This is a genomic window from Herbaspirillum sp. UBA812, assembly GCF_002296545.1.
Taxonomy (GTDB): Bacteria; Pseudomonadota; Gammaproteobacteria; order Burkholderiales; family Burkholderiaceae_D; genus Herbaspirillum; species Herbaspirillum huttiense.
Map to the genome: position 1 here is coordinate 4,116 of NZ_DBIC01000031.1, position 14,004 is coordinate 18,119.

Here is a 14,004-nt window from a genome sequence, read left to right on the forward strand (position 1 = left end):
TCTCCGGCGGCCAGCGCCAGCGCATCGCGATTGCCCGCGCATTGCTGAAGAACCCGCCGCTGTTGTTGCTGGATGAGGCCACCAGCGCGCTGGATGCCGAATCCGAACGCCTGGTGCAAAGCGCCCTGGAAGCCGCCATGGTCGGGCGTACCACCCTGGTCATCGCGCACCGCCTGGCCACCGTGCAGCGGGCCGACCGCATCATCGTGCTGGAACACGGGCGCATCGTCGAGACCGGCACCCATGCCGAACTGGTGGCACGCGATGGGCTCTACGCCAGCCTGGCGGCATTGCAGTTCGAGACGCAATAAGGCAACACGCGGGGGGGTGCCGACGCACTTTTTGGAAATCCCCTAGACTGCGCATCTCGGCATCGTCCCGATGCCACGACATGACAGGAGTTCTTGCATGAGCAGTCAATTGTTTTCGCCGCTGACCCTGCGCGGGGTCACCTTGCCCAACCGCATCGCGGTCTCGCCGATGTGCCAGTACTCGGCCGAGGATGGCTTCGTCAACGACTGGCACCTGGTGCATCTGGGCAGCCGCGCCGTGGGCGGAGCCGGCCTGGTCATCATGGAGGCCACGGCGGTCGTCCCGGAAGGCCGCATCACCAGTGCCGACCTCGGCATCTGGAAGGATGAGCACGTCGCGCCCCTGCGCCGCATTACCCGTTTCATCGAACAGCAGGGTGCCGTCCCCGGCATCCAGCTGGCCCATGCCGGGCGCAAGGCCAGCGCCCTGCGCCCCTGGGATGGCCCGGCCGGCAGCGTGCCGGTGGCCGAAGGTGGCTGGCTGCCACAGGCACCCTCGGCCCTGCCCTTCGACACGACCTATACCGAACCGCATGCCATGAGCGCGGCAGAGATCGCCGCGCTGGTACAGGCCTTTGCCGACGCCGCCCGTCGCGCGCTGGCTGCCGGTTTCAAGGTGATCGAACTGCACGGTGCGCACGGCTACCTGGGTCACCAGTTCCTCTCGCCGCTGAGCAACAAGCGTACCGACCAATATGGCGGCAGCTTCGAGAACCGTATCCGCTTCCTGTTGGAAACGGTGCAAGCCACCCGCGCCGTCTGGCCTGCCGAGCTGCCGCTGCTGGTGCGCCTGTCGGCCACCGACTGGACCGAAGGCGGCTGGAACGCCGATGACACGGTCGCGCTCTCGGCCCGCCTGCGTGACATGGGTGTCGATCTGGTCGATGTCTCCACGGGCGGCAACCTGCCCTCGGCGGCCATCCCTGTCGGCCCTGGCTACCAGACCGGCTTTGCCGCGCGTGTAAAAACCGAAACGGGCATCGCCACCGGCACGGTCGGCATGATTACCGAAGCGATCCAGGCCGAGCACGTGCTGCGGACCGGCCAGGCCGACCTGGTGCTGCTGGCGCGCGAACTGCTGCGCGATCCCTACTGGCCGCTGCATGCCGCCCAGCAATTGCGCGAAGACGTGGCGTGGCCACCGCAATACGTGCGGGCGGCGTCCAGCAAGACGCCGTTGCGGCCGGATGTGCAATATGGCCGCAAAGAGGAATAAAGCGCGCCTCATCAACCGTTCGGACTGAGTAGCCGCCAAAGGCGGCGTATCGAAGACGTGGCTGCCGCAAGGTAGCCAAGCCTTCGATACGATCCTGGTGGATCTACTCAGGACGAACGGCATGTAGAGCGCCGCCCATGAAAAATGCCGATCAGCTTTTCGCTGACCGGCATTTTTCATTGCCTTGACGTCGGTGGAGCAATCAGCCCGGACGGCGCTTGTGGCGGAAGTACTCGATGATGCCCGGCAGGATCGACAGGATCACGATGGCCACGATCAACAGGCTCAGGTTCTTCTTCACGATGGGCAGGTTGCCGAAGAAGTAGCCGGCATAGCCGAAGCTGGCCACCCAGGCGATGCCGCCGATGACGTTGTAGAGGAAGAAGCGCGAATAGGTCATCGCACCCACACCCGCCACGAAGGGCGCGAAGGTGCGCACGATGGGGGCGAAGCGGGCAATGATGATGGCCTTGCCGCCGTGCTTCTCGAAGAAGGCATGGGTCTTCTCCAGGTATTCCTTCTTGAAGATGCGCGAGTTCGGCTTGTCGAACACCTTGATCCCCAGCATCTTGCCGATCTGGTAGTTGGTGCTGTCGCCCAGGATGGCGGCCACGATCAGGGTCAGCAGCATCAGGTGGATGTCATAAGCCCCGGTAGCAGCCAATGCACCGGTGACGAACAGCAGTGAATCACCCGGCAGGATGGGCGTGACCACCAGGCCGGTTTCGCAGAAGATGATCAGGAACAGGATCAGGAACAGCCAGGGTCCATAGGAAACGGCCAGTTCGGCCAGGTGACGGTCGATGTGGACGATGAAATCGACCAGGAACAGAAGGATATCCATAAGCCTGTGTGAAAGAGGGGAAGTGGCGAAAAGTGGGCATTGTACCAACAGCCTGCCACGCTCCCGTGAATTTTGATGCAGCGCCGCAGCGACGCCCTGCCCACCTGCCTTCCCAGGGGATTGATGAAAGTTTTTCCCTGCGGCGCAATCTGTTCACCTGTCCGCGTCCCACCCTCGTCGCCGCTGTGCGCCAGCCCGCTTCCCATGCGCTCTGGCGGCGGGATCGGCCGATTCCATCGGTAGCCGCTGGTCAGGATGCTGTCGTTGACGCTCCGGTCCGGCTCTACTACAGTCGTCCGCACCCGACCGCCCCACCACGACAAGACCAGCCAGCGCTGGCATCCGGGCCGGATGAACCCCTCAGGAGACAAACCCATGGAACTGAATCTGCAGGACCAGAAAGTGATCGTCACCGCCGGTGCCCAGGGCATCGGCCTCGCAATTACAGAAACGTTCATCAAAGCAGGCGCTCAAGTGCATGTCTGCGATATCAATGAGGCTTTCCTGGCCGATGCCCGTGCCCGCCTGGCAGGCGCAGCGGTGAGTTTCAGCCGCACTGACGTGGCCAGGCCCGAGGAGGTCGATGCCATGTTCGCCGACCTGGCCTCTCGCTGGGATGGACGGCTGGACGTGCTGGTCAACAATGCCGGCATCGCCGGGCCCACCCTGCCGGTGGAAGACATCGCCCCGGCCGACTGGGACCAGACCATCGCCATCAACCTGACGGGCCCCTTCCTCTGCACCCGGCGTGCGGTGCCGATGCTCAAGCAGAACGGCGGCGGTGCCATCATCAACATTTCCTCGGTGGCCGGTCGGCTGGGCTTTGCACTGCGCACACCCTATTCGGCCTCCAAGTATGGCGTCATCGGCCTGACCGAGACCTGGGCCATCGAACTGGGGCCGTCCAACATCCGCGTCAACGCCGTCTTGCCCGGCATCGTCGAAGGGCCGCGCCAGGAGCGCATCGTGGCGGCCAAGGCAGCGGCGTACGGCATCGAACATGAAGAAATGCGCGCTCGGCTGCTTTCCAAGGTCTCCCTGCGGCGCATGGTCAGCGCCCAGGATATTGCCAACCAGATCCTCTTCCTCTGCTCGCCCGCCGGCGCGGCCATCAGCGGCCAGAGCCTGTCGGTGTGCGGCAACGTGGAAACGCTGGCCTGAGCTGGCGCAACGGCCTTCTTTCCTTTTCCTTCATCTTTTCAGGAGCTAGCCCCATGGCCCAGCCTCGCAAAGTCATCATCACCTGCGCCATTACCGGTGCCATTCATACCCCCTCGATGTCGCCCTACCTGCCGGTCACGCCCGAGCAGATCCGCGACGAAGCCCTGGCCGCTGCCGACGCCGGCGCGGCCATCGTGCACCTGCATGCGCGCGATCCAGAGAACGGCAAACCGACGCAGGATCCGGACGCCTTCCGCAAATTCCTGCCGCAGATCAAGGCTGCCTCCAACGTGGTCATCAACCTCACCACGGGCGGCGCGCCGACCATGGGGGTGGAAGAGCGGCTGCAACCGGCCTTGCAGTTGAAGCCGGAAGTGGCGTCGCTGAACATGGGCTCGATGAACTTCGGCCTGTATGAAATGCTGAACCGCTTCAAGGATTTCAACTACGACTGGGAACAGCCCTACCTGGCCGGCTCCGATGACCGCATCTTCCGCAATACCTTCAAGGACATCGCCTACATCCTCGAATCCTGCAGCGCCAACCAGACCCGCTTCGAGATCGAGTGCTATGACATCGGCCATCTCTACACGGCCGCGCACTTCATCGACCGTGGATTGATCAAGCCGCCCTTCCTGATCCAGTCGGTCTTCGGCCTGCGCGGCGGCATCGGCAACGATGTCGAAGACGTCATGCACATGAAGCGCACCGCCGACCGCCTCTTCGGCGATGCCTACTTCTGGTCGGTGCTGGGTGCCGGGCGCGGCCAGATCCCGATTGCCACCATGGCCGCCGCCATGGGCGGGCATACCCGCGTGGGGCTGGAAGATTCCCTCTGGGATGGCCCCGGCCAGCTGGCCAAAAGCAATGCCGACCAGGTGCGCCGCATCCGTACCGTGATCGAGGCGCTTTCCTTGCAGGTGGCGACGCCCGACGAGGCGCGCGCGATGCTGCAGCTCAAGGGCGGACAGAACGTCGGATTCTGAGGCAGGCGCGGCCCCATTGATGACACCGGAGCGGGCGACCGCCTCCGGTGTTTTTCTTCATATTGCTGCGATGACAAGCTGTTGTGGCAACAGATGTTCGGGCCGTCGATAGGCTACAATCCCCCATCCTTTGGCCTCCCGGCCAGCCTCCCGAACATTGCAATGAAACAATACCAAGACCTCATCCAGGACGTGCTGACCAACGGCTCCTGGCAAGACAACCGCACCGGCATCCGCACCCTGAGCATTCCCGGGGCCATGATGCGCTTCGACCTGCAGAAGGGTTTTCCGGCAGTGACCACCAAGCGCCTGGCCTTCAAGTCGGTGGTGGGCGAACTGTGCGGCTTCCTGCGCGCCACCCGCAGCGCGGCCGATTTCCGCGCGCTGGGCTGCAAGGTCTGGGACCAGAACGCCAACGAAAACGCCGACTGGCTGGCCAATCCGTTCCGCACCGGCACCGATGACCTGGGCCCGGTGTATGGCGTGCAGTGGCGCGAATGGCCGGCCTACAAGCTGATCGACGCTGCGCACACCGCACAGATCGACGCGGCCCGTGCCAAGGGCTTTGCCATCGTCTCCTCGCTGCAGGACAACGGTGTGGAAAAGGTCCTGCTCTACAAGGCCGTGGACCAGCTCCGCGAGTGCCTGGACACCATCGTCAAGAATCCCGGCAGCCGCCGCATCCTGTTCCACGGCTGGAACTGCGCGGTGCTGGATGAAATCGCCCTGCCCGCCTGGCATTTTTTTGCGCCAAGCAAATTTTTTCCCACAGCTCAGTCCGGCGCTACGCGTCACTAATTTGGTTTTTTGTTGTGGGAAACGTTATCCACACGACGGTGCTGTTTTTGATTCTCTGCCGTTCATATATACCAGGCAATTTTTCAGCTTAGCGCCCAGCTACTGTGTTAATTGCGAACCAGCTTTCTCAGCGTCACCTCCGCAATTTAATTAAGCTCTGGAGTTTCCGAAGAGAAATGCCGAAAAATTGGCTTGCCCTACATCTACGTAATTCGTAGAATTATTTTCTGATGTACCCCACTAATGCCACCTTTCGCCAGACTAATGGCTTGCCTTTTGCCTTTCCAGATGCCATACACTCGGACAAAATCCGTCGAACCGCTATTCCCACGCGATAATGAAAATCGCTCATGCTTGCAATGTTTTGGGTTTACTTACCGGCCGCGCCGTCCCAGCTCGTATCCTTTGGCCTCCTGTAAAAGCAATTTCTTCACGCTTGGATTCGCATCACCGAGGCGCCGCTCTTCGACGTCGAACTTGAATATTTCGCCCAGTGCTGCCGCGACCCCGCAGCTTCGCGAAAGACCACCTTCACAGTGGACCAATAGTGTTCTGACTGAATCTGGGAGCGACTTTGAAAAGTCCAGTATCGCAGTCGCCTGCCGCTTCGTCATAGCATCAGGAAGCTTGGCTTTTGCTCGCTCTGAAAGGTCCGTAGACAAGAAATCGACATCAGCAAAGCTCATCCTTAGGAGAAAGGGATACTCCGGCAGTTGCGCTGGTGCCCGCTCGGGTGCCGTGATGGAAATCATAGCGACGCCCTCAATCAGCGGCAGTTGTTCCGCATCTGCCCTCGAAAGCGCCAGGACCTGTCGTCCGCTGGCCTGCGCCCGGTGGATTGCATCGAAAATTTCACGTGTGCGAGTGCTCATGCCGCAATTATTGCAGGAGAGCTCATCTCACTCAATCGGTCACAATCTCCCCTCCTCGACACTATCGGAAAATTCTTGCCGGTACTGCGCACAACGCCCAAAAAACGGCAATATTCTGTCGCTTAGCCAGGCCGCACATCCGTCAAAGTCGTGGAGGATACGCCACATCGTAGGAGCATTTAGAAATGTCTCCTGAAGAAAAAGAAGCGTTACTGGGAGCACGCGTGAAGAGTTTCCGCATCAATTTGTTGCGGATGGACCAAGCTACGTTTGCGGCGCACGCAGGCATCAGCGAACGCACCTTACGAAATTTGGAGAACGGAAATGGAAGTTCACTGCGGACGCTCGTTTTGGTCATGACGGGCATGGACCGGTTCTCCTGGCTGCTCTCGGCGGCGCCAGAGGTACTCAATCCCGTCGTCGTCACGAGAAAAGTGAAGCAGCGCAAGCGCGTGTTCAAGCCTCGCGCGAAGGTCACAGAATAGCGCCGCTTTACATGACCTAGCCCAACATGTGTTGTCTGCACAGTGCCGCCTAGCGTCGGCCAGCCCTCCCACTGAGCAAGGCCGTTTCATGGCAACGTTTCGCTCCTTGTTGGCAATTTCAATCCAGAGTTCTCGGGTGTGGGCGTGCCGAGAATCTTCTTTGGAGCTTGAAGATGCCAGAAATCCTTTCTCTTCCCGCGGTTACGCGGCTCAAGAAACGTGCGAAGACTATTGCACGTGTCACCGATATATCTCCAATTGCTACGCATGACCAAGTGGCGCACGAGGCTGGTTATAAGGACTGGGCTCAGATAAAGAAGTTTGGCACTCGAAAGATAGCTGAGTCTCGTTTTCACGTCACCACAGTTCTATTGAAACTTTCAACTTTGCTAGGACATCGCCCGCTATCCACCACGCTGCGATATTTCGAACTGAGGGGTGATGGCGGAAGTCGACCGCGACGTCCTGTAGCGAAACGAAAGTAGACAGGTTGCGTGCATAGCGCCTACGGCCTGCATCACATAGGTGCAGTAGCGTTCTCAGAGACCTCTTTACTGTAATTGGCCCTCTAAACTGATGAAATCTTGACTATCGTTAAGTTTGTAGATTCTGGCGTCCCTTACAATCAAAGCCAGAAATGCTCATAAGGCTCGCTATGGAGCTTCCACTTCAAACATCAACAATAGGCGATATCTCAATGCTATTCGCACCAGAAGGGTTCAAGGTTTTAGTACACCATCAACTAGAAGAGAAAATCCTCTTGGGGAAAGCGGGTAAGTGCAGGTACTGCGGAAAAGTAGAAGGAGAGGTTACTTTCAAGAAGATTGCTCACGCCCTACCCGAACTCATTGGGAACAAGTACCTGTTCTCATTAGATGAATGCGATGGTTGCAATGTTGCTTTCGACAAGGAACTTGAGAATAACTTGGCGAACTTTCTTGGCATTGCTAGAACTACGACTGGCGTCGTAGCAAAAAACGGAGTTCCCGCACACAAAACACAGAATGGAGAACGCCTTGAGAAAATTGGTAAGAACCATCTTTCCATCGAGTTGCGTGATTCAGAATTCGTCGCAATTGATAAAAATCGCAACATCCTCTCTTTCAACTCACAGAAGAGCACCTACGTTCCGCTGCAGGTCTATAAGTGCTTTGTAAAAATGGCGTTGGCGGTTTTACCAGAGGCTGATTTAAAAAACTATCAACAGTGCTTTGATTGGGTCAGATTCAATAAGCTTCCGGGGAAATTCAATAAGTCCGCGCTGAAGATTAGCGAGACCTTTGTTCCAGGCGAGAATCCTATCCCTAATATTTGGATTGCTCTGTTCAAACGCACGGGTGATAAAAAGAAAAATCCAAACCTGATTTGCGCAATAGCATTCAGGAATTTCCTGTTCTATTTCAACGTGCCGTTTGGAGCGAAAGACAAGTTACTCGACTACGAGAAAATGGAGGAACATCAGATTCCCCGTATGTATTTCCTGCCGGGCCAAATGGGCAAATCCAGCACCAGACAGATTGACCTGTCGAGATCCACGGCAGTCAAAGAACAAGATGTCGCGTACATGCAATTGTCGGAAACCACTGAAGAGACCACCGGAGAGATTAGCCTCAAAGACCTGCCAGAAGACATTCGCAAAAGAATTGAGAAAATGGGACTATCTTTTGCCCTTGAAAATAAGTAGTCAACGTCGCTGTCGAACGGAAAATAGACTTTTACTCCCAACTCTCTCGGCATACTAAGTCTAGTTTTCGACGAAATTTGCGACGATGTTTGACACATTCTTTCTCACGCTTCCACCATTTAAGAGAAATCTGGGCGCCTATTTAGCACTTCACAGGACAGGTATGAATTAGGCAGCGATGAATACCCTGGCAAATATCATTACGGGCCTCACTACCCAGTTGCGCTACATTAAGCGCGCCCGTCCTTCGTCATTGCCAAGTATGGCTGCAGATGACCACGCAAGACGACGCGCTCTTTACGAAAAAATAGGGCTTCGGATTATTTATGATGATGAGAAAAAACTGTCGGGACGCACCCTACGCGTTTTAGCAATCCAGCTTAAAAGAAATGAATCCTGGAAAAAATACATCAGTGAGGAAGAACTACATGAAGCACAAACCTAAGCCGGCCTCGAGCCGGACCTAGCAACGCCTGGCTTTGCCCTCGAAAAGAATGCCGCCGTTTTACTTGCATTCCCCAATCCAGATGCTGTGGCGAGTAGGAATTGGATAGGGTCCTGGACCATTAAGGTTATTGTTGATTTAGAAGGCTGCCCCGCTCAAGAAGCTTTACTGAATTCGCACAACTAATTAAGTCGCCATTGAGCGGCTTTTTTTATGAGCATTAAAAGCGATACGTCCGATGCACTAGCAGCCAGCGACGCAATTTAATTGCCACAGCACAACGGTTAACTAAAAATTTACGTTAAAACGTAAAGATTTTTGATTCCCGCCTATTGAAAATAAGGTCAAAAATACCACATTATCTACTGCTGAGCTGACTGCCTATAGTTAGCAGACACACATAGATAATTGCCGTCAAACAACAACACCAAGGAGCATTAACAAAATGGTAAATGCATACGAAATTGACTTTCTGCCTGTAGGTGAAGGCGAGCGCAGCGGAGACGCAATTGCTATCCAGTGGTTCGAAGGGGACCGGCAAAAGGTCTTGATTTATGACGGCGGTACGGCCGCGTACGGGAAAGATTTGGTGGCTCACGTCAAATCTCACTACAAGACAGACTATGTCGACTACGTCGTTAACTCCCACCCAGACAATGACCATGCTGGCGGACTTCTGCACGTCCTGGAAAACCTGCGCGTTGGAGAAGTCTGGATGCACAAGCCTTGGGACCACAGCGAAAAAATCCGGGGATTCTTCCATGACGGGCGAATCACTGATGAAAGCCTGAAAGAGCGCCTGCAGGAGAAGATGTCTGCCGCCTACGCAGTTCAGAAAGCGGCTGATGACCGCAAAATCCCAGTGTACGAACCATTTGCCGGCGCCAAAATCGGCATTTTCACTGTCCTCTCCCCCGGTGAGCATCGCTATGTAAATGACCTCATCCCCGCCTTCGCGAAATCTCCTGAGCTGAAGAAGACTGAAAGTGTTACCGAAGCGCTGGATGCACTCTTCGACAAAGCAGCGGACAAAGTACAGGCAGCAATTAGCTATCTCGCAGCGGCACTCTGGAATGAAGAATACCTTCCGGAAAACGTCGAAACCTCGGCCGAAAATGACAGCAGTGTCATTATATTTTCCCAAACGGCAAAGGATGGAATTTTGCTGACGGGAGATGCAGGTGTTGAATCCCTGAAGGCTGCAGCTGCGTTTGCTAGTACCAACGGGATTAGTCTTGGTAAGAACGTCACCTTCGTGCAAGTTCCACACCATGGCAGCCGTCGAAACGTATCGACGGACTCACTCAACCTCCTCCTCGGTGAGGCGGTTCAACAGAGCGATACACCGACCAAAGTAGCTTTCGTATCAGCTGCAAAACTTGCACCGAAACATCCACGACGCGTTGTCACGAATGCCTTCAATCGCCGAGGCTTCCAGGTTTTTCAGACAAAAGGCCAGGCAATTTGCCAGCGCCATAATACGTCTCCGCGGGCGAACTGGCGGCCAGCTACTCACGTACCGTTCTATTACGAGGTCGAGGAATGAGCATCGACATCGCCAGCATGTTTTCGCAGGCACTCAAGCAAGTAACGGACCCTTATGAGCGACAGGCGCGGTTGATACCCCCGCTGCTCGCGCTGATGCCTCCTGCTGTGATGCTTATTGCCTTGTACAACGATAAGGCAACCCTACTCAGCGTGATTCTTTGGGCGTTTATCGCGTGCGGGCTGTTGTTCTTCCTGTCCGATGCTGCCCGTCGACTGGGCAAATCGAGGGAGCAGGCACTCTGGAAGAAATGGGGTGGTACGCCGACAACTCAGGTTCTTCGCCACTCGGACGACAGCTTCGATGAGGTTTCAAAAAACCGCTATCACACCATCTTGGCAACAGCTTTGGGCATGCCTTTCCCTACAGCACAAGACGAACAAGCGGCGCCTACCAAAGCCGATGCGATGTATGCATCCGCATGCAATATGCTGCGCAATGCCACCAGAGATACCAAGGTTTTTTCGCTGCTGTTCAAAGACAATATCTCTTATGGCTTCCGCCGCAACGGGTATGGACTCCGTTGGCTCGGAATGGGTATCAGCGTGCTTTGTATCGCCTGGGTTTTTGTCCGCCAAGGCATTCACACATCTATGTCCAGAATCAGCGACGCCCCGAACATCGAAGCATTCTTTTCCGGAGAGGATGGCATTTCTCTGTTAGTCTCTTTTGTGATGCTGCTGATTTGGGCCACCTACTTCACTGAAAGTACGCTGCGCGATGCCGCGTTCTCATATGCGAAAAAGCTGATTGAAAGCTGCGAAACGACGCAGATTCAGAAGATTAAGAAAAAGACTACGACTGTTTAAGTTCAACTGCCGTAGATGAAATGGATGCGCGGGGGCGCATGTAATGGGTAAAAAATGGGGCTGATATTTATCTGCGTGTACCTCTTCGGGTTCCTGGGCACGTTGCTGTACTTTCTCTTATACCTAGTCTCTCCTGAAGTGCCTTCATGGGTATCTGACTCACTCATTCTCATTCTGCGGTGCGGAGCTGTAGGTGGAGTTGGTGGAGTCCTTTACTGTCTTCGTAGCGTGTATTTGAACAAGTGTGTTCATAACCGCTGGGATAGCGACTGGTACATTTGGTATGTCATTCGCCCGATTGCAAGCGTCGTCTGCGGCGGCATCAGCTACCTATTCCTGAAGGCTGGTCTACTCATACTGGACGCATCTAAGGACCAAGCATCAAACGACATCGGTTTGTACGCCCTCGCCTTTATAGCCGGCCTGAATGTCGACAAGTTCCTTTTAAAAATTGAAGAGATTGGAAACGCTGCGTGGGGCGTCGATAAGTCTCGTAACGCCAAGGCAAACGACGATAAGGGGAACTGAATTCCATAAGTTCCCCCTGCTGTATCAAGCGTCAAAAAAGTTATCAAACCAGCTCGAAAGGAAAAATATGAAAGTAAGAATGGCCCATCTCAGAGAGCGCTCCACAACTGGAGGATGGATAAATTTTGCTGTTTTCGATGCTCGCTCAACCAATGGCGACAATGCAGGTCTGTTGTTCGAGTTGACCCAGGCTGCACGGAATTCGGGGCTACAAGTGGACCAGTCAGCGCTCGCTTACAATTCCGGTGGCCGCAATCAATTCTATGGAGACAAGAACCTCGTTGATTACTTGGCACGCAGTTTCCGTGGTCAGTGGACACATACTATCGACGTTTAAATGCGAAACTCGCAAAGGCACTCTTTAAACGCGAGGCTGTCGAGCTCCTCCACACTACTTTGAATCGCGTCCAAGATGCCAGCTCCATCCTGGTGCCATCCTAGAGCTCACTAACGAAAAACACCAGAAAGAACGCAGATGGGAAAGCGAAAGTTTAATGAGGACTATGTTGGTAGGTACTATGCCTTCGTAGATTCAGTCAATGCCTCCGAAGACGAAAATGGGCACCGAGTCCAACTTGTACTTGATGCGATTAGCTACGAGGCGCATAACGACCCTAGTCGCTCTAGCGAGTCTGATGACGGCTTAGCCATCATGAGACTCGAGGTCTGGAATTTCCTCCGCCTTGCGGCGCCCCTATCCATGGACTATCTTGAGGGCACATGGCTAGAAATCAAAATTGGTAGAAGGCCAGATGGTCCAAGCATAACAAAGCTAGATGCGACTAATTCTTATGCTGGCCAACCGGAACAGTTTTACCTACTTAACTTCGAGCTTCTCTCGTGGACTGAAGCGGGACGTTTAGGTCTCACAAATTCTGAAGAATCTACACCAGAAGCCATATGGGATAACGGTTACGGCCTAACATCAAGCTATAACAACGTTGGCTCTGCCAAGAATCGCGTCAGAGTTCTTGATGTCGGCCATGCCAGTTGTGCGGCAATTCACGACAACCCAGAAAAAAGCAACCGCGTCATTGGCTACTACGATGTAGGTGCGCCAGTCTATTTCCACCTTAAAGACTTCCCCAAGGTGTTCAAAGAACACGTGAGAGTACCTAATGACGGTGAGGGCTTTGTAGCGCTATCGCACTGGGACTTCGACCATTACTCACTAGCTGTGACCAAGCTCCCACAACTGAGAACTCTAAAGTGGTACGCGCCTTTCCAGGCGGTTGGAAAGAATTGCCTGCGCCTCCAGAAACTTGTCGGTGGAAATCTGACCTTCATCAGCGCAGCAACTTATGGAATCCTTCCCGACGTACTACTGTTCCGAGGAACCGCATCTTACAGCGATAGGAACAACAGCGGCTATGCAGCTCGTGTTGGCACGATGAATGAAGCCTATTTGCTCGCGGGTGATGTCGGCTACTTACACTTATCTCCCTTTGCGACCATGAACCTTCTAGGCCTTGGAATCACCCATCATGGCGGGCGTGGCGCTGACCATCCGCCACCGCCATTGGCAAAGAATCTTAAAGCGGTTGTTTCGTACGGCGCAAAAAATACTTACGGTCACCCAAAGATTGATTCCTTGCTTGAACACGCTAACGCAGGATGGAAAATCATCGAGACTGCACAACCCAAACGAGGAGACCGGTGGCTATAACCGATGCTGTCCTTTGAGCTTAAATGCCGCCCCAAAAGGGCAACTACAAGGACTGCCAACGACCGAAATCTGGTCCGATGCCGGCACACCTATCGGCGTATCCACGCCATGCCAGAAGCTCAAGGCTGGGAGCTGAGTCGCTCTCGGGTAGAGCGTATCTGGAAACTAGAAGGCTTGAAGGTGCCAGTGAAACAGCCAAAGAGAGGAAGGCTGTGGCTGGCCGACGGTAGCTGCATCCGAATGCGGCCGGAATATGCCAATCATGTCTGGAGCTGGGACTTCGTCATGGAGAGAACGCATGATGGACGTGTTCTGAAAATCCTGGTGCTCATCGATGAGTTCACCCGTCGCTGCCTCGCGCTGCACGTGGCCAGGCAAATTCGCAGTAATGACGTTATCGATATCCTGGCTGAGGCCATGGTGGCCTACGGTGTTCCAGCATATCTACGCTCTGACAATGGGCCGAAAATGGTCGCCAAGAACCTTCGGCGCTGGCTTGCTTCGGTCGGTTCAAAAACGCTGTACATTGAACCAGAAAGCCCCTGGGAGAACGGATACTGCGAGTCCTTCAACGGCAAATTCCGCGACGAACTGCTCAACGGAGAAATCTTTTACACCCTTCGAGAAGCTCAGGTCATCATCGAGCGATGTCG

The 14,004-nt window shown here is 55.2% G+C and carries 13 protein-coding genes and 2 pseudogenes; 13 read left to right on the forward strand and 2 right to left on the reverse strand.

Annotation, left to right across the window (positions count from 1 at the left end; translation table 11 throughout):
* Together B3873_RS01620 and B3873_RS01625 are read left to right on the forward strand one after the other, a co-directional pair.
* On the forward strand, positions 1 to 311 hold a 311-nt coding region (locus B3873_RS01620), incomplete at its 5' end, for an ATP-binding cassette domain-containing protein (RefSeq protein WP_286863700.1).
* A 97-nt stretch (positions 312 to 408) separates the two neighbouring features.
* On the forward strand, positions 409 to 1,527 hold the full coding sequence (locus B3873_RS01625; RefSeq protein ID WP_286863701.1) for an NADH:flavin oxidoreductase/NADH oxidase: 1,119 nt from the start codon (positions 409 to 411) through the stop codon (positions 1,525 to 1,527).
* Positions 1,528 to 1,729: 202 nt separating this feature from the next.
* Here the strand turns inward: B3873_RS01625 and B3873_RS01630 are convergent, their stop codons facing one another.
* Positions 1,730 to 2,371 carry a DedA family protein gene (locus B3873_RS01630; protein ID WP_034330216.1) on the reverse strand — a complete coding sequence of 214 codons (642 nt, stop codon included), beginning with the start codon at positions 2,369 to 2,371 and terminating at the stop codon, positions 1,730 to 1,732.
* 375 nt (positions 2,372 to 2,746) lie between these two features.
* Between B3873_RS01630 and B3873_RS01635 the strand changes: the two genes are divergently transcribed.
* From B3873_RS01635 to B3873_RS01645, 3 genes and pseudogenes are all read left to right on the forward strand, one after another.
* Entirely contained in the window at positions 2,747 to 3,532 is a 786-nt protein-coding gene (locus B3873_RS01635) for an SDR family oxidoreductase (RefSeq protein ID WP_121045303.1), read from the forward strand.
* 53 nt (positions 3,533 to 3,585) lie between these two features.
* Positions 3,586 to 4,518: a 3-keto-5-aminohexanoate cleavage protein gene (locus B3873_RS01640; protein ID WP_286863702.1), complete on the forward strand. Its 933-nt coding sequence runs from the start codon at positions 3,586 to 3,588 to the stop codon at positions 4,516 to 4,518.
* Between the two features lie 162 nt (positions 4,519 to 4,680).
* Positions 4,681 to 5,259, forward strand: a pseudogene (locus tag B3873_RS01645) (thymidylate synthase); the annotation flags it as partial.
* Between the two features lie 431 nt (positions 5,260 to 5,690).
* Here the strand turns inward: B3873_RS01645 and B3873_RS01650 are convergent.
* Positions 5,691 to 6,188: a hypothetical protein gene (locus B3873_RS01650; RefSeq protein WP_286863703.1), complete on the reverse strand. Its 498-nt coding sequence runs from the start codon at positions 6,186 to 6,188 to the stop codon at positions 5,691 to 5,693.
* A 185-nt stretch (positions 6,189 to 6,373) separates the two neighbouring features.
* Here B3873_RS01650 and B3873_RS01655 point away from each other — a divergent pair, with 185 nt between their 5' ends.
* The 8 genes and pseudogenes from B3873_RS01655 to B3873_RS01690 form a co-directional block, all read left to right on the forward strand.
* The gene (locus B3873_RS01655) at positions 6,374 to 6,673 is read left to right on the forward strand and encodes a hypothetical protein (protein ID WP_286863704.1); all 300 of its coding nucleotides are present in this window, start codon (positions 6,374 to 6,376) and stop codon (positions 6,671 to 6,673) included.
* A gap of 655 nt (positions 6,674 to 7,328) precedes the next feature.
* A complete protein-coding gene (locus B3873_RS01660; RefSeq protein WP_286863705.1) occupies positions 7,329 to 8,357 on the forward strand; it encodes a hypothetical protein in 1,029 nt (342 codons plus the stop codon).
* A 178-nt stretch (positions 8,358 to 8,535) separates the two neighbouring features.
* Positions 8,536 to 8,802, forward strand: a complete 267-nt coding sequence (locus B3873_RS01665; protein WP_286863706.1) for a hypothetical protein — start codon at positions 8,536 to 8,538, stop codon at positions 8,800 to 8,802.
* Between the two features lie 445 nt (positions 8,803 to 9,247).
* On the forward strand, positions 9,248 to 10,348 hold the full coding sequence (locus B3873_RS01670) for a ComEC/Rec2 family competence protein (protein ID WP_286863707.1): 1,101 nt from the start codon (positions 9,248 to 9,250) through the stop codon (positions 10,346 to 10,348).
* Positions 10,345 to 11,157, forward strand: coding sequence for a hypothetical protein (locus B3873_RS01675; RefSeq protein WP_286863708.1), 813 nt, complete (start codon positions 10,345 to 10,347; stop codon positions 11,155 to 11,157). The genes B3873_RS01670 and B3873_RS01675 overlap by 4 nt, the downstream gene beginning before the upstream one ends.
* 228 nt (positions 11,158 to 11,385) lie before the next feature.
* Positions 11,386 to 11,685: a hypothetical protein gene (locus B3873_RS01680; RefSeq protein WP_286863709.1), complete on the forward strand. Its 300-nt coding sequence runs from the start codon at positions 11,386 to 11,388 to the stop codon at positions 11,683 to 11,685.
* A gap of 700 nt (positions 11,686 to 12,385) precedes the next feature.
* A complete protein-coding gene (locus B3873_RS01685; protein ID WP_286863710.1) occupies positions 12,386 to 13,351 on the forward strand; it encodes a hypothetical protein in 966 nt (321 codons plus the stop codon).
* 81 nt (positions 13,352 to 13,432) lie between these two features.
* A pseudogene (locus B3873_RS01690) lies at positions 13,433 to 14,004 on the forward strand (DDE-type integrase/transposase/recombinase); the annotation flags it as partial.